Genomic DNA, 16,692 nt, shown 5'->3' with positions numbered 1-16,692 from the left:
CTTACCCCGGCTGTTTTTGACATACTGAAACATCTGGAACCCGGAAAAGGCGACGAAATTCAGCTGACGGATGCCATTGAAAGATTGAATGCACAAGAACAAGTTTTGGCTTATAATTTTTCAGGAAAGAGATATGATATTGGCGATAAATTAGGGTTTGTCCAGGCAACGATTGATTTTGCATTAAATCGGACAGATTTACATACTGATATCGAATCTTATATGAAGAAGACGCTTGATCACCTTGAAAAGCAGGAGGATATACAATGAATATCGCAGTAATCGGAACAGGTTATGTTGGCCTTGTAACCGGCGTTTGCCTATCCGAATTAGGAAATAGTGTGACCTGCATTGATATAGATGCAGACAAAATATCCATGTTAGAAAAAGGACAAAGCCCAATTTATGAATCAGGGTTGGAAGACTTATTACAAAACAATATCGGAAGAGGTAATTTGAATTTCACAACTGACTATGAGAAAGGGTTATATGATAAACAGCTGATTTACATTGCGGTTGGAACACCACAGGGGGAAGACGGATCGGCTGATTTAACCTATATCAATAAAGCGTGCGAATCTCTAGCTAGGAACCTTAAGCAGGATGCAATCATTGTTACGAAAAGTACAGTACCGGTTGGCACGAATGAGTATATCATGAAAAAAATCCAATCCAGTTTGCCACAGGATATCACAATTAAAATTGCATCTAATCCTGAATTTCTCCGGCAAGGTTCCGCTGTACATGATACATTCCATGGTGACAGGATTGTAATCGGGTCGGATGACGAAGAAGCGCTTGAAACGCTGGAAAGAATAAACGCTGATTTTAATCTTCCAATTGTCAAAACAGATCTAAGAAGTGCGGAAATGATTAAATATGCTTCAAATGCGTTCTTGGCAACCAAACTGAGTTTCATTAACGAGATGGCTAACCTGTGTGAACGGTTAGGGGCAAATGTTGATAGTGTTTCCAGCGGGATGGGGATGGATAAGCGTATTGGAAGTTCATTCTTGAATGCTGGCATCGGTTATGGCGGATCCTGTTTCCCTAAAGATACGAGAGCAATTATTTCAGCAGGGAAGGATGCAGACTATCATATGTCCTTGCTGGAAAGTGCGGTCGATGTGAATGAACGACAGAAAGTAATCATTGTGGATAAAGTAATGGAACGGTTTTCGAACATAAGTGGGAAGAAAGTTGCTGTTCTGGGGCTGGCATTTAAACCAGGCACCGATGACATGCGTGAAGCACCATCTATATATGTGACGGAAAAACTATTAGCCGAGGGTGCTGTGGTTCATGCCTATGATCCTGTTGCAGCAGACAATGCTCAGAAAATACTGCCCGGTCAAATAAGGTATGCCTCCAGTGTTGAGGAAGCTATTGACGGGGCGGACATGGCATTAATACTAACGGAATGGAACGAGATAAAGGAATTTCCTTGGGAAAGCTATAAAGAGCATATGAACAATGCAGTCCTATTTGATGGGAGAAATTGTTTCCGTTTGGATAACATTGCTGGGAGTGGAGTCGAGTACCACTCAATTGGACGTCCTGCTATAAAGGGTTAATCTAAGAAAGGAAGGAGGCAAAATGTGTCGACTTCCTTTTGTCTTTATTGAGGAAATAATGAAATTAAAATGCCATGGATAACTGAACAGAATCAGCCACGTCCAGCTCCAGCACCCAGCGACTAGTGGACTTCCTTCACCTCCGTACGATAAGTCAACAGCGATTCACTTACGTTCATCGTGTTTCCTTTATCTCCTACGGCTAGTAGGGAAGATCGGCTAAACCCGCCGCGATGCGCGGCAACGCCGACCCACCTGCGACGCGCAGGCGCAGTCCATACGTCGCTACGACGCACAGGAAGTGCTAGTGCAGGCGTTGTCACAGGACGTGACGGTTTTAGCCTGTAAGGGTGCTTCCGCTTTTGTTTTTTTGTAACAAATTGTTACCTGAGAGTCATTATTTTGACAATTTATTATTTCATCATGCTATGGTATAATGCCTTGAGATTAATTGGTTTATTCGGTTTTTATAGGGAAGGCTGAGCGATGTGGAAAAGAAAAAAGTCTTGTTTTTTATTTACCAGATGGGTTCTGGCGGCGCTGCCAGGACGATGCTGAATATTATTAATAACCTTGATAGGACTAGATTTACACCTATACTTGTGACATTAAACTACGATGGGGATTATGAAGAATATGTAAAACCGGATATAAAGTTCATCAAACTCCGGACGAAACGACTGCGTTCAGCAATTTTTCCGCTGGCCAAAGTGATACGGAATGAAAAGGCTGCTATTGTGTTCAGCACGATTCCCAATTATAATACGATTGCGATATTGGCCAAATTGGTCTCTTTTACACGTGCAAAGAATGTCGTCCGGGAAGCCGCCTATCTTGGCGGAGACTTTTCCACAAATATAAAGTTAATGATGTATGGATTATTGTATCGGCTATCGAGTAAAATAATAGCTTTATCCAAGGGTGTTAAAGACAACCTGGTTAACCGTTATAAAGTAAGTGCTAAAAATGTTGATGTTATTTATAATCCTGTTGATCTTGAAGGTATAGAGCACAATATACAAACAGGCCAAATAGCTGATGAGCACCAATCCATCTTTAATGACAATGCGAAAGTAATGATAACTGCTGGGCGGCTCGTCAAAGATAAAGATCATAAGACGCTCTTAAACGCATTTGCGAAAGTGAACACCCGCCTCCATGCGAAGCTCGTCATTCTTGGCCAGGGTGAGCTTGAACAGTCATTAAAAGAACAGGCAAAGAAACTTAATATTGCTGATAAAGTCTTTTTTATCGGGTTTCAGCGTAATCCTTATATTTATTTCAGACATGCTGATCTATTTGTATTATCGTCGATTCACGAAGGATTTGGCCATGTCCTTGCTGAGTCGTTGGCAGCAGGCACACCTGTTGTCTCCACCTATTGCAAGCCAGGTGCGGCTGAGGTACTGAATCACGGAGAATTTGGCGTGATGTGTGAAGTCGGTGACGCGGAAGATATGGCTGCGAAAATCTATGAAACACTTACATTAAATGAAGAACAGCTAACACGTATGATTGAAAAAGGCAAAAAGCGTGCAAGTGATTTTGCCGCAAAAGCAATCGTTAAACAATATGAGAACACGTTCGCTAATACTATTGGCGAATATAACAGAGATATTGACAGGGGATGAAAGGTATGAGATCGAGCAAACGTGTTGTTCATATGACAACCGTCCATTATCCCTATGATCCAAGGATTTATCATAAGGAATGTACTTCATTGCAGGAAGCGGGCTTCGATGTGACGCTGATTGCCCAGGAAGCAGGAAATGGTGTACAGAAAGACAGTGAAATAAAGCATATTCCTGTAAAAACGTATAAAAGCAGGCTGAAACGAATGCTTTTTGGAACGTTCGACGCATTCAGGAAGGCTAAAAAGTTAGATGCCGATGTATACCATTTTCATGACCCTGAATTGCTGCCAGTTGCATGGCTTCTTAAAAAGAAACACAATACGGTTATCTATGATATCCATGAGGATTATATCACAAGTATTATGCAAAAAGATTACATGCCAAGGCCTGTAAGAAAAGTGATAGCGTCGTTGTACAAGTACATTGAAAAGTTTTTCTCACGCAGGTTCGAACTGTGCCTGGCTGAGAAATACTATAAAGATATGTATCCTAGGGGAAAATGTGTTTTGAACTACCCGACCGTTAATCAAACGTTTGTTGAACACGAGCGGAATAAAGGCCCGCTGGAAGACAAACTGCTGTATACTGGGAATGTATCGAAAGTACGGGGTTCACACATTCACGCAAAAATACCACTTATTCATGACCAGGTTTCGGTATGTTTTGTAGGCAAGTGCCCAGGCGATTTAGCTGAAGAAATGTTCGCTATTGCCGGAGAGGAAAAAGATCGACTGGAATTAGAAGGTATCGACCGCTTTATTGAAAAGGAAGATATCGAATCAAGATATCTTAGTCGCAATTGGCTAGCCGGTATTGCTTTGTTTCCGCCCACTGAGCATTACATGAAAAAAGAGCTAACGAAGTTTTTTGAGTATATGAACGCTGGCCTGCCAATTTTGTGTTCTAATTTCCCGGTCTGGAAAGAGTTTGTGGAAACCTATGAATGTGGGCTGGCTGTTGACCCTTATGACGGGGAAGAGATAAGGAAAGCCATTGACTACTTGCGGAATAATCCGGAAGAGGCAAAGCGTATGGGTGAAAACGGGAAACATGCGGTAACAGAAAGTTTAAATTGGCATGCGGAGGAACAGAAACTGGTAGCATGGTATGATCGGTTGATTGCCGGAAAGTAAACAGGTGATGATATGGGAATCCAACATACAGAACAGGAAAAGAATTTGCTGATTTCAGTTATTACACCAGCCTATAATGCGGAGGAATTCATCGGTGAAACGATTGAATCTGTCATAAACCAGACTTACTCCAACTGGGAAATGATTATCGTTGATGATTGTTCTTCTGACAAAACAGTGGAGCATGTAAAAAGGTACAGCATGCAAGATGAAAGAATTAAGCTGGTGGAACTCGAGGAGAACAGCGGGTCTGCTATAGCACGCAACAAGGCAATGGAGGAAGCCCGTGGCCAGTATATAGCCTTTTTGGACAGTGATGACCTTTGGTTTCCGGAAAAGCTGGAAAACCAGCTGCGTTTCATGCAACAAAAGGATATTGCCTTTTCGTTTACCAAATATGTCCGGATGGAAGAGGATGGCACTTTAAAGAACACGGTATCCAAAGCACCGGAGTCAGTTGGATATACGGACTTATTGAAACATTGTGTTATAGGCTGTCTGACTGTCATGATAGACCGCGAAAAGGTTGGACACCCTAAAATGGTTAATATCCGGACAAGGCAAGATTATGCTTATTGGCTGACGATAACAAAGAAAGGTTTTCGCGCATACGGGCTGCCGGAAGTGCTTTCCAAGTACCGGTCCGTTCAGAATTCCATCTCCAGTAATAAAATAAAGGCGGCCAAACGCCAATGGTATGTGTACCGAAAAGTCGAAAAGAAAAATATCTTTCAAAGTTTATGGTACTTTCTTCATTACTCAAGTAAAGGGCTTAAAAATCTTATCAAATTTAAATTGTCGGCCCGAAACAGTTAATTGTACGAATCAGGCGGTGTGATTTAGTTATGAAAACATATATTCAGGAAATGCTAAGACGAAAAGATTTATTATTTTATTTGGTGAAATCCGGGTTGAAAGCAGAACACCGGAATAGTTACCTTGGTTATTTCTGGTGGCTTTTGGATCCACTGTTAAACGTGCTTGTATACTACTTCTTAGTCGTCATTATATTGGACAGGGGCAGCGATGACTATCCGCTTTTCCTTGTAATAGGCCTAGTAGTCTGGAGATGGGTGAGTTCTGCTGTCAATTCATCAGCAAAATCCATTTTACGGTACAGTTCAATTATTAACCAAGTTTATTTACCTAAGTCCATTTTTCCATTATCCTTTACAATTTCGCAAATGTTTAACTTCCTATTTGGTTTGATTGTCATTGCCATATTCCTGACATTATACGGCGAAATGCCCAGTTGGCAAATCATTTATCTTCCATTGATTATCCTGATTACCATGCTCTTCTTAATGGCAGTCGGATTTGTATTGGCATACGTAACAGTGTTTGTACGTGATATTGACAATATTCTTACCTATGTGACTCGTTTATTTTTCTATGCTTCCCCAATTATTTGGGAAGGCGGTCGATTGCCAGAGAAATGGAGCATTTTTGTGGATATTAATCCAATTGCGATTTTAGTGAGAGCCTATCGGGACGTTTTGATGCGTGATATGAGTCCTGATTTCACCGGACTATTTATCATTTTGATTGCGTCCATTATCGTGATGATATTGGCTCTGCGTCATTATAGCAAGCATGAACACAAAATTATTAAAGCATTGTAAAAGAGGGATTTTATTTGGTACACAAAAAAGATCCGGCGACAGACGAGAAAGTTATAAGAGCGAAAAATATTGGCGTATCTTTTTACTCCGGCAACCATAAAGACGATTATAAATCCAAGGTGCTTAAATTTATTAAACAGCGGGGTAAAGTGCAAAAACAGGAAAAGATCTGGCCGCTGAAGGATATTAATTTTGAAGGCCTCCAGGGCGAAATTCTTGGTATTATCGGTTCGAATGGTGCCGGGAAAACGACGCTCAGTAAAATTATAACCGGCATTCTACAGGAAGATAAAGGACACATACACGTGGACGGCAAGGTGACAGCCCTTTTTTCATTCGGTATGGGGTTCAATAAAGAATTGACCGGCCGGGAGAATGTGTATCTGAATGGCATGATGCTTGGAATTGATAAAGAACTGATCAATCATTATATTGACGATATTCATGAGTTTTCCGAGCTGGGAAAGTTTATAGACCAGCCGATGAAATACTATTCCAGCGGCATGAAAGCACGGCTCGGTTTTAGCGTTGCGGCACACTTGGAACCGGAAATTCTGATTTTGGATGAAGCACTGAATACTGGCGATGCGAAGTTCAGCCAGAAAGCTGCCCAGAAAATGAAAGAACTTGTCAAACGGGCTAAAATGGTTATTATTGTGACGCACAGTCTTCCATATGCCCAGCGGAACTGCGACCGCTTGATCTGGGTGGACGGTGGCTCTGTTCGTGAAGATGGGGATCCGAAAGAAGTGATTGCGAACTATAAAGCGACGATGCCGGCGCGGCCGCCACGTAAGCGCCGCTTGCTTCAGCTTGATAAAACGGAAACGAATATCCAGGAAAACGCCGTCGTCAAAGCAGAGAATGTAGGGGTGTCGTTTCAGCTTAAAGGAAACAACACATTTTGGGCTCTGAAAGACATGAATTTCGATATTAAAGTAGGCGAAGTTGTCGGGATTATCGGCCATAATGGCGCCGGCAAAAGCACGCTATGCAAAGTGTTGACAAAAATTTACCGTCCGGATGAAGGTCAGATTGAACTGAATGGGGAAACGTCAGCACTTTTAGGGTACGGGACAGGATTTAACCCGCAGCTGACCGGCAGTGACAACATTTATCTTAATGCGATGCTGCTCGGAATCCCGAAAAAACGCGTCGATGAAAAGTACGAGGAGATTGTCGAATTTTCCGGGATAAAAAGGGCAATTGACAAGCCTGTCAAAGAATATTCCAGTGGCATGAAATCACGCCTGGGCTTCAGTATTGCTGCGACACTGAAACCGGACATCTTTATCATCGATGAAGCTCTATCGACCGGCGATATGGAGTTTCAGCAAAAGGCAAGTGAACGCATCCAGGATATGATTGAAAGTGCGAAAGCGGTTATTATCGTTTCGCATAACATGAACTTTGTCGAAAAGGTATGCACCCGTGCACTGTGGATGGAACAAGGCCAGATCCGTTACGACGGATCGGCAGAGGAAGCTGTTGCGAAATATAGGGAATCATTGGGCTTGAATAACAAACAGAATGGCAATCAGAACGCCGCGAAAAAGGCACGCCCGCAGAATGCAAACAACTAATCAATGACCAGGTATTGGTGGTGGACGTTTTGGCTCGTTTAATCAAAAAAACAATCAGCAAGCTTGTCGACTGGGTATTATTTACGCTGCTTAACGAAAAGCAAAAAAAGGTTATTTCAGGCTGGTTTACCGACAGCCAGAAAGACCTGCTGCGAAAATGGACACGTCGTGGTGAAAAACATGCGCAAAAACAGAAGATAAAACAAGTAAAGCATCACCTTTACAACCTGGGCTTTACCGAAAGGGCGTTAGCTGAGCTGGAAACACTCTATTCGGCAACAGATGATGCGTATATGAAGCGCCTTGCCGCCTGGGAACTTGCTTTATGGCATGCCAACAAGTATACCGCGGAAGGTGCACAAGAGGCGCTTGTTTATATTCCGGCTGTTATAGCTGGGGAAACAGATACAGACCAGGTGAGAAGAGCGGCGATTATAAAAGCGGAATGCCATGAACAGCTCGGTGAAGTGGAAGAAGGCAAACGGGCTCTTGAAGAGGCGCTCGACAGGCAGGAGCATCCCGATTTGTATCTGGCTATGGCAAATCTGGAAGAACCAGTTGACGAACGTACCAAATGGATGAACAAGGCAATGGATTTTTATGATTTGCAGTCTATTCGGTTCCATTCAAAAAACGACACGGTTACCTATGATGATTTACGCACGGAGCCAATGGTCAAAACGTACGAAAATGGCCCGAAAGTATCTGTCATACTGCCGGTGTTTAATGCGGAATACGGCGTCGCAACAGCCATTGAATCCCTACTTTCCCAGACGTGGCAAAACATGGAACTGCTCGTTGTTGACGATTGCAGCAGTGATAATACCAAAAACGTTGTGCGGGAGTATATGAAACAGGATTCCCGGATAACGTTACTATCCACACCTGCTAATAGCGGGCCATACGTCGCCAGAAATATTGGATTAAAAGCAGCCAGTGGTGACTTTGTAACCGTCAATGACTCGGATGACTGGTCTCATGCAGAGAAAATTGAAACGCAGGCAAAGCATCTGCAAACACACAAAAAAGCCATTGCGAATACATCGGAACACGCACGGCTGACCGAAGACCTGAAGTTTTATCGGAGAGGGATGCCGGGGCGATATATTTTCCCGAACATGTCTTCCCTTATGTTTCGGCGAAAGCTAGTGCTTAAAAAGCTAGGCTATTGGGACAGTGTACGATTTGCGGCAGACGGTGAATTTAAGCGCCGGCTTGTCAAACAGTTTGGAAGAGGAGCATTTGTGGATTTGAACTCGGGCCCACTATCTTTGCCGCGGCAATCGCCTGCATCTTTAACCGGCAGTTCGGCCTTTGGCTACAATGGCTTCTTCAAAGGGGTGCGCAAGGAATATGTCGAAAGCTTGGAATTTCACCATAGCCGCGCTAAAGAGCTGTATTACCCTTTTCCAGAGCAGCAGCGGCCTTTTCCGGTCCCAGAGCCGATGTGGCCTGACCGGGAGGACAAACAGGCAGGTTACCGTTTTTTTGATGTGGTGATGGCTTCCGATTTTCGAATCATAGATACAAATGACACGGTACTAAAGGAAATTAGCAGCTTGAAAGCTTCCGGAAGACGGATTGGTCTTATTCAAATGTATCATTATGACCTGGAAATAAACCGGGACGTGAGCCCTCTGGTGCGAGAATTAGTGGATGGTGACCAGGTGCAAATGCTGGTGTACGGGGAAAAGATGAAGACAGATGCGTTGATTGTCCTGAATCCAGTCGTGCTGAACGACTGGCAGCAATATATCCCCGGGGTAGACGCTGAGCAAATCCACGTTCTTGACAAGCAGGCTTTGGACGACCCCGACGAAGAACACGCAATGCAGCTCATGCAGACATACTTTGGCAGCAGTGGAATGTGGCATGCGGGCGATATGCACATACAGGAGCTAGCGGGAAGCGGTGTGGTGGCTGAAGCCGTTGCCAGCCGGGATGGAAAGAGGGTAGCAGACGATGCCGGACAACAATAAGAAGTGTGACAGCCGCCAGCATCGACATGATAAACTGCAAGCCAGACTGACCGCTCTGGACAAGGAACTGGCTGAAAAACAGGTGCACTATGCACATACAGAAAAACAGCTGCTGCAGCGGAAAGCACAGTTTCATGCTGTTCAGCGCAAATTGGAGGCAGCAGCTAGGGCGAAACGAACATTTATCAGGTTCTTCCGATCGGCCGCTGCCTATGTGCTCGGCAGACGGAATATAAAACAGCTTTACAGCAGAGCATATAAACAGAAAAAAGCTGAAAACGAATTAAAGAAATATAAGTATTATCTGTATGAACTGGGCTTCACGGAAAAAGCATTGGCCGATCTTGAAAGTCTATACGATAATCCGGTTAATCACTACCAAAAACGAGCTGCCGCATGGGAGCTCGCTTTGTGGCATAGTGGAAAATATTCGAAAGAGGGTGCGTTCCAGGCACTGCAGTATCTATCGGTCGTCACAAATAAAGAAAAAGATGAAGACCGACTGCGACGGGCAGCTATTTTAAAAGCGGAGTGCCACGACATCCTCCAGGAAGCCGAAGCGGGCAAGAGGGTTATAAACGAAGCACTAAGCATCGACAACCACCCGGATTTGTATTTGGCCCGTGCGAACCTGGAACGATCAATCGAAGAACGTGTGAGATGGATTAATAAGGTTATGGACTTATACGATTTACAGTCTGTTCATTTTGATTCGGATGAAGAAAACGTAAACTATAACGACCTGAGAACAACACCAATCGATAAAAAAATAGAAAATGGACCAAAAGTGTCTGTAATTTTACCAGCTTATAATGCGGAACAAGGTATTTCCACCGCAATCGAGTCGATTATTTCGCAAACGTGGCAACATATCGAGCTATTAGTCGTTGACGATTGCAGTTCCGATAACACAAAAGAAGTTGTCAGGGACTACATGAAGAAGGATTCAAGGATTACATTAATGTCCACACCAGTCAATAGCGGCCCGTACATTGCAAGAAATATAGCATTGAAAGCGGCGACCGGCGAGTTTGTCACAGTTAATGACGCTGATGACTGGTCCCACGCAGAAAAAATTGAAATACAGGTGAAACACCTGCAAGCTAATAAAAAAATCATCGCCAACACGTCTGAACACGCACGCCTGACGGAAGAACTTATCTTTTACCGCCGTGGCACACCTGGCAAGTATATTTTTTCAAATATGTCATCCTTCATGTTCAGGCGGAAGCCAGTCATCGAAAAGCTTGGCTATTGGGACAGTGTCCGGTTTGCTGCCGATGGTGAATTTAAACGCAGATTCACAAAGGTTTTCGGCAAAGCCAGTATCGTTGATTTAAAAACTGGTCCCCTATCCTTGCCAAGGCAATCTGTTGAATCGCTGACTGGCAGCTCGGCATTCGGCTATAATGGCCATTTTAAAGGGGTGCGGAAGGAATATGTGGAAAGCTTTGAGTTTTACCACCAGCGGACAAGTTCGTTATATTATCCGTCCTCCCAAACCAATCGTCTTTTTCCTGTTCCGGAACCAATGTGGCCGAAGCGGGAGGAAAAAAGGTCCGGGCGTCGCCATGTTGACATTGTCATTGCTTCGGACTTTCGCCTGTCGACTGATGTGAATAAAACAATAATCGAGGAAATACGCGCACATCGAAAAATGGGGCTGCGTACAGGGCTGGTCCAGATGGCTGAATATAACTTCCGTGCACCACGAGTGATAAACCATGACATAAGGGATCTCATCGATGGGCATGATGTTCAAATGCTGGTTTATGGAGAGCAAATCACATGTGACATTATGATAATCAAAAATCCTTCCATTCTGGAGGAAAGGCAACAGTTTATTCCTGATATAAAGCCAAATGCCGTGCGGGTAGTCGTCGAGCAGCCCCCTTTCCAGCACCCTGGTTATCATATTCGAACATGTTCCAAGCGAATTATGACATATTTTGATAAAAGGGGAAAATGGTACCCGAAAAATGCGTCCATTCGTGGTATATTAGAAAGGGACTATAAGAAAGATTTAAGATTCATCAATTTGGCAGTGGAGAACTGGCCGGATATAGATGATGATAACTGCAGAAGATACAGTAATTTTTTGGGAAATTGGCTTGTTGACGAAAACCCATATGTACAAGGGGATGGTTACGATCAATAAACAGCAAGACCATTGGAATAATGATACGGATTCCCTGCCGTCTGAAAAAGAACAAGAATTAACGGGCCGGCTTATGGAAAAAGAAGCAGAAATAAACAAAACAGATAAGAAGATTAAAGACAACGAAAAACAAATTAAGAACATTGAAAAGAGCAAGACATGGAAGTACAGTAAACCCTTAATGAGCGGTTTATTCGCAAATAGCAAAGACAAGCAGTCAGAATATATCAGACAGCTGGAAGACAAGCTAGAACAAACTGAAAAAGAACTATATCAGGCAAAAGAACATATCCATCACCTTAAGCTTAATGCCAGTAAGCTGGACAGTCAGCAAATTAGCGAAACTGTTCATGCGAAGAAGAATGATGGGAAGCTTCTGGATTATATCGACCATCTTGTACGGCAGAAAAAAGAACATAATGCAAATTACAACCGGACGTTGCGGTATGCGGCTAGGGTTTTCATGAATGAAAAACCTGATTATAAAAATCTGGTTTATTCGAAGGTTTTAAAGGGGTTGCATTCAGAAGACATCCCAGAATTCATGATCAGAGCAGGTTTAACCGATGAAAATAGTATTTCGCTGAGCCCGGCAGTTTCTTTTCGGGCATTATTGAATGTCAGGATGCGACAAAAACAGCTTACAGGGACTTTGCCCGAGTGGCGGCTGGATAATAAGCCCGTTGCCTATTCGTTTATTGAGCAGCTTGGGTTAAGAAAGCCATGGACATCCAGTGAAACATACAAGCTGGCGGAACTTCCTGAGAAAGAAAATATTGTTATAAAGCCTGCCGATGGTGCAGGTTCACGTGGTGTCTATCTTGTATATGGTTTTAATGATATAGTAGACATGAAAAGATCGAAAAATGTCGGAAGCTGGGAACAACTAAAGGATAGTATGGAACAGGACCTTGAGACTGGATGGGTTCAACACGACGAATGGTCAGTAGAGGAACTTATTCTGGAAAACGACAACACACCGGCAAGCGACATAAAGTTTTATTGTTTTTACGGGAAAGTCGGCTTGATCCTGGAGATTGTCCGTGTTCCTGAACGGAAATATTGCTGGTGGACTGTTACCGGTGAAAGAGTTCGCACCGGGAAGTATGACGAAGAATTATTCAAAGGCAAAGGCGTTACACAAGATGAAATTGATCTCGCGAACGATATAAGTCTGAAAATACCAGCGCCGTTTGTCAGGATTGACTTTTTACGGTCTGGCGATAGGCTAGTATTCGGTGAATTCACACCGAAACCGGGAAATTATGACGAATTTGATGATGCAACAGATCAGTGGATGGGTGACTGCTTTACAGAAGCACAAGGAAGGCTGACGAACGACCTGCTGCTTGGCAAACAGTTTGAAGCTTATAATCAACTAATGAAGACTTTGAATTACTGAACACTTAACGGGTTGGTTTTAGGAGGAAATCGAATGGAAGATAACAACAAAGAATGGCTGCCGCATCTATCAAGTGAAATTGTTTCCGAAGCACACGGAAATTTACTGGATGCTTATGCCGTTTCACTTGAAGGCTGGAGAAGAGGATTAACATTAAGATGGCACGCAAAAGACTCAGAAAAATTCAGCGAAATGAAGACATGGTTCGTTGATAACCCAGGTCAGTTATTCTCCCTCAGTTCCAAAGAGCGAACACATTATTTCTTTCGGACAAGAGGGGATAAAGTAACGAATGAAGCGGTGGAAATAGGGAAGGATAAAGAAAAAACAAAACAGGCATTGAAAAAAGCGGATGTTCCAGTACCTGAGGGCAAACAGTTTTCTGCTGAAGCAACGAATGAAGCTATATTAGAGTACGCATCCTCCATTGGCTACCCTGTTGTTTTGAAACCAACAGACGGGAGCTTTGGCAGAGGGGTTATAGCTAATATTACAAGTTCCGGCGAGCTCGAATATTCCCTTGCTTATGTACGTTCTGACCTTAATTACTCCGATGTCATAGTGGAACGCTATATTCCGGGAAGTGAACATCGGATTTATGTGGTAGATAATCAAGTTGTTGGTGCGATGAATCGAATACCTCCGAATGTTGTAGGTGATGGAATAAACGCCATCGAATCCCTGGTTGAGCTTAAAAATGAGGAGCGGGAGCTGAACCCTCGCCTTGTCAGCTGTCCTATTATTATAAACCAGGAAAACATGGACTACTTAGGCCGGAAAGGCTATGCATTAGATACGATACCGGAGTTAAATCAGCAAGTTTTCTTAAGTGATAAAAGTAACATTTCATTGGGGGGCGACCCAGTAGACGTGCTGGATGAACTCCCGGAAGAGATAAAGCGTACAGCCGTCAATGCTATTAAAGCCATACCCGGGCTTTCGCATGGAGCAGTGGATCTGATTATCAATCCAGACAAGCCAGCGAGTGAAGCGGGGTATGTCATTGAACTTAATCCGACTGCCCAGCTAGGTGGCCTGCTATACCCGATCAAGGGGAAACCACGGGATATACCAGCAGCTATTATTGATTATTATTTTCCAGAAACGACAGCATTTAAAGTCGATAAAACACAAGCATATTTTGATTTCCATGATGTTCTGGAGCCATTGCAATCAAGAGATGCGAATACAACTACCGTTACACCATCTCCATTAGGCAAACTGTATGCAAAAAAATATACAGTGAGTGGAGACGTTCAGGATATTGGTTATCACCGGGGCTTACGTAAACAAGCCTTCGAAAGATACTTGCACGGATTTGTGATGAATATGGAAAACGGTGATATTGAGGTAGTAGTAGCTGGCACTGATCCTGATATGGTTGATGATTTTAAGAATGCCTTATGGGAAGATGAAGAGCGTGCAAATGTAATGGAAGTCCAGGTAAGCAACTACGAGGAACCAATAAAAGTTGGATTTGAAATAAAAGTTGACCTAAAAACCCAACGCGAAGAGATCAAACGTTATAAGCAAGAATTTGAAGTAACAGAACTGGCTATGAAAAAAGCTGAGGTTCAACGCAGGAAATTTTATGAGAGTATGTCCTGGCGAGCTACTAAACCAATCAGGGCAGTTGGAGCCGTATTCAAGAAATTTAAATAAAACCGGTCAGGAAAAAATGGGGGCCTATGCGAGATGAAGGAAAAACAGGGGATAAGTCTTCCGCAACTCACAAATGAAATTGTAAAAAATGCAAGAAAGACCAGGCTTGACGCCTTTGCTGTAGCACTTGAAGGCTGGCGCAGGGGTCTGAAGCTGAAATGGTACACGAAGGATTCAGAACACTTCGATGACATGGTTATTTTTGGTGTTAACCCACCGGGAAGGTTATTCTCCCTCAGCTCTGAAAAAAGGACCCATTACTTTTTCAGAACGAGGGGAGACAAAGTAACGAACGAGGCGGTTGACATTGGTTCCGAAAAAGATGATACAAAAGAGTGGATGAAAAAAGCAGGGGTTCCCATTCCTCAAGGAACAGGGTTTACAGAAGATGCAACCGATGAAGAGATTATAAATTATGCCAAATCACTGGATTTCCCACTTGTCCTGAAGCCAACCAATGCCAGTCTTGGTAATGGTGTTGTAACTAATATCCAAAATGAAGAGGAATTCATTAAAGTCGTTTACTATGTAAGAGACGAGCTAGGCTATGGTGAGGTCGTTGTTGAACAACATGTTCAGGGTGAAGAATATCGTGTGTATGTTATAGAGGACCAGGTAGTAGCGGCTTATAACAGGGTGCCAGCCAACATAATCGGCGATGGCACACACAATATTGAAGAATTGATTGAGCTGAAGAATCATGAGCGTAAAAAGAATGCACGATTGAACAGCTGCTTAATTGAAATGGATAAAGAAATTCAGGAATTCATTGAATCAACAGGATATAGGCTTGACAGCATCCCTGAAAAGGGAGAAAAGATATTTCTTCGACAAAAGACAAATATTTCTTCAGGCGGGGATCCTATTGATGTAACCGATAGTATGCCTGAACATTATAAGAATGTTGCCATTAATGCTCTTAAGGCTGTTCCAGGCCTGTACCATGGTGGCGTGGACATTATTGTCAATGGTAATAAGGCGGTTGTCATCGAATTAAACCCAACGGCCCAAATCGGAGGTATACTTTTTCCACTGAAAGGGAAAGCACGTAATATACCAGGTGCGATTATTGACTATTACTTTCCGGAAACAAAAGGAATGGATACCAGTGATTCACAAATTTATTTTGATTTGCTAGATGTTTTGGAACCACTGGAAAACCGATCAGCACTCGAAGTGGAAGTCACACCTGCACCAATTGGACATTTGCATGCAAAACGCTTTGTTGTCACTGGCAACGTACAACGTTATAGCTACCATCGCTGGCTTAAAAAACAGGCTATGGACAGGCATTTGCATGGATATGTTAAAAATATGGTTTTTGACGAAATTGAAATTGTCGTAGCAGGGACAAGTAAAGCAAATGTTGCAGAGTTCAGAAAGATAATTAATCAATATCCCCAAGGCTCCAAAGTTACTAATATTGAAGAAGAAAATTATGATGAACCTGTGATGGTAGGCTTCGAAATTGAAGAAACGTTTAATGTAACTAGTGCCAAATCTGTCCAACATGCGATGAGGAAAATGGAAAAAGATCTGAACCATATGACGAAGCAGAAGAATCGTACCGAAAAGGACAATCGTCAAATATTGGAGAGTACATCTTGGAAAGTTACAGAGCCGCTGAGGAAAATGGGGGCTTTGGTTAAAAAGAAATAGTACTTAAAGTGAAGTGAGTGGATTTGTTGAAAGAGGTTTTTCTAGATTGGCTTTCCAGTACACATACGGGGTATTCATATCGAAATTCCTTCCTGATCGCACTGGAAGGATGGAGAAGTAGACTTTTACTTTAATTTTATAGTAGTCCTTTAGAGGTTACAGATATTCAGCTTATCGGGTTGGACCTAATTGGAAACTTTCTCTATAAGCTCTACAGAAAAATGAAGAGCAGATGAGAGTTAAATGCAGTACTAGGCAGAGTCATTATTTCTATATTGAAAGTTTG

General features: G+C 42.9%; 11 protein-coding genes and 1 pseudogene. All 12 read left to right on the top strand.

Annotation, left to right across the window (positions count from 1 at the left end; genetic code table 11):
• Positions 1 to 270, top strand: a pseudogene (locus ACFSUO_RS08220) (UTP--glucose-1-phosphate uridylyltransferase); the annotation flags it as partial.
• The gene (locus tag ACFSUO_RS08215) at positions 267 to 1,574 is read left to right on the top strand and encodes a UDP-glucose dehydrogenase family protein (protein ID WP_382392928.1); all 1,308 of its coding nucleotides are present in this window, start codon (positions 267 to 269) and stop codon (positions 1,572 to 1,574) included. The pseudogene ACFSUO_RS08220 and the gene ACFSUO_RS08215, both read left to right, overlap by 4 nt.
• 488 nt (positions 1,575 to 2,062) lie before the next feature.
• A complete protein-coding gene (locus ACFSUO_RS08210) occupies positions 2,063 to 3,205 on the top strand; it encodes a glycosyltransferase (RefSeq protein WP_382392926.1) in 1,143 nt (380 codons plus the stop codon).
• Positions 3,206 to 3,210: 5 nt separating this feature from the next.
• Positions 3,211 to 4,341, top strand: a complete 1,131-nt coding sequence (locus ACFSUO_RS08205) for a glycosyltransferase (protein ID WP_382392924.1) — start codon at positions 3,211 to 3,213, stop codon at positions 4,339 to 4,341.
• A gap of 12 nt (positions 4,342 to 4,353) precedes the next feature.
• Positions 4,354 to 5,157, top strand: a complete 804-nt coding sequence (locus ACFSUO_RS08200) for a glycosyltransferase family 2 protein (RefSeq protein WP_382392922.1) — start codon at positions 4,354 to 4,356, stop codon at positions 5,155 to 5,157.
• Between the two features lie 29 nt (positions 5,158 to 5,186).
• Entirely contained in the window at positions 5,187 to 5,963 is a 777-nt protein-coding gene (locus tag ACFSUO_RS08195) for an ABC transporter permease (protein WP_382392920.1), read from the top strand.
• 14 nt (positions 5,964 to 5,977) lie between these two features.
• Positions 5,978 to 7,546, top strand: a complete 1,569-nt coding sequence (locus ACFSUO_RS08190; RefSeq protein WP_382392918.1) for an ABC transporter ATP-binding protein — start codon at positions 5,978 to 5,980, stop codon at positions 7,544 to 7,546.
• A gap of 29 nt (positions 7,547 to 7,575) precedes the next feature.
• The gene (locus ACFSUO_RS08185) at positions 7,576 to 9,525 is read left to right on the top strand and encodes a glycosyltransferase family 2 protein (protein WP_382392916.1); all 1,950 of its coding nucleotides are present in this window, start codon (positions 7,576 to 7,578) and stop codon (positions 9,523 to 9,525) included.
• Entirely contained in the window at positions 9,509 to 11,683 is a 2,175-nt protein-coding gene (locus tag ACFSUO_RS08180; RefSeq protein ID WP_382392914.1) for a glycosyltransferase family 2 protein, read from the top strand. Before ACFSUO_RS08185 ends, ACFSUO_RS08180 begins: the two co-directional genes overlap by 17 nt.
• On the top strand, positions 11,595 to 13,085 hold the full coding sequence (locus ACFSUO_RS08175) for an ATP-grasp fold amidoligase family protein (protein ID WP_382392912.1): 1,491 nt from the start codon (positions 11,595 to 11,597) through the stop codon (positions 13,083 to 13,085). Before ACFSUO_RS08180 ends, ACFSUO_RS08175 begins: the two co-directional genes overlap by 89 nt.
• A gap of 33 nt (positions 13,086 to 13,118) precedes the next feature.
• The gene (locus ACFSUO_RS08170; protein ID WP_382392910.1) at positions 13,119 to 14,747 is read left to right on the top strand and encodes an acylphosphatase; all 1,629 of its coding nucleotides are present in this window, start codon (positions 13,119 to 13,121) and stop codon (positions 14,745 to 14,747) included.
• Positions 14,748 to 14,780: 33 nt separating this feature from the next.
• Positions 14,781 to 16,406: an acylphosphatase gene (locus ACFSUO_RS08165; RefSeq protein WP_382392908.1), complete on the top strand. Its 1,626-nt coding sequence runs from the start codon at positions 14,781 to 14,783 to the stop codon at positions 16,404 to 16,406.
• Positions 16,407 to 16,692 lie beyond the last annotated feature (286 nt).

The sequence above is a fragment of the Lentibacillus juripiscarius genome, assembly GCF_042685205.1.
Lineage (GTDB): Bacteria > Bacillota > Bacilli > Bacillales > Amphibacillaceae > Lentibacillus > Lentibacillus juripiscarius.
This window is presented reverse-complemented; position numbering and strand designations above follow the sequence as displayed.

What these genes read in the sequence shown, in the direction of transcription:
- ACFSUO_RS08175 (WP_382392912.1), top strand. Translation starts at nt 11,595, where the DNA reads ATGATAACTGCAGAAGATACAGTAATTTTTTGGGAAATTGGCTTGTTG.
- ACFSUO_RS08195 (WP_382392920.1), top strand. Translation starts at nt 5,187, where the DNA reads ATGAAAACATATATTCAGGAAATGCTAAGACGAAAAGATTTATTATTT.
- ACFSUO_RS08170 (WP_382392910.1), top strand. Translation starts at nt 13,119, where the DNA reads ATGGAAGATAACAACAAAGAATGGCTGCCGCATCTATCAAGTGAAATT.
- ACFSUO_RS08205 (WP_382392924.1), top strand. Translation starts at nt 3,211, where the DNA reads ATGAGATCGAGCAAACGTGTTGTTCATATGACAACCGTCCATTATCCC.
- ACFSUO_RS08215 (WP_382392928.1), top strand. Translation starts at nt 267, where the DNA reads ATGAATATCGCAGTAATCGGAACAGGTTATGTTGGCCTTGTAACCGGC.
- ACFSUO_RS08165 (WP_382392908.1), top strand. Translation starts at nt 14,781, where the DNA reads ATGAAGGAAAAACAGGGGATAAGTCTTCCGCAACTCACAAATGAAATT.
- ACFSUO_RS08200 (WP_382392922.1), top strand. Translation starts at nt 4,354, where the DNA reads ATGGGAATCCAACATACAGAACAGGAAAAGAATTTGCTGATTTCAGTT.
- ACFSUO_RS08180 (WP_382392914.1), top strand. Translation starts at nt 9,509, where the DNA reads ATGCCGGACAACAATAAGAAGTGTGACAGCCGCCAGCATCGACATGAT.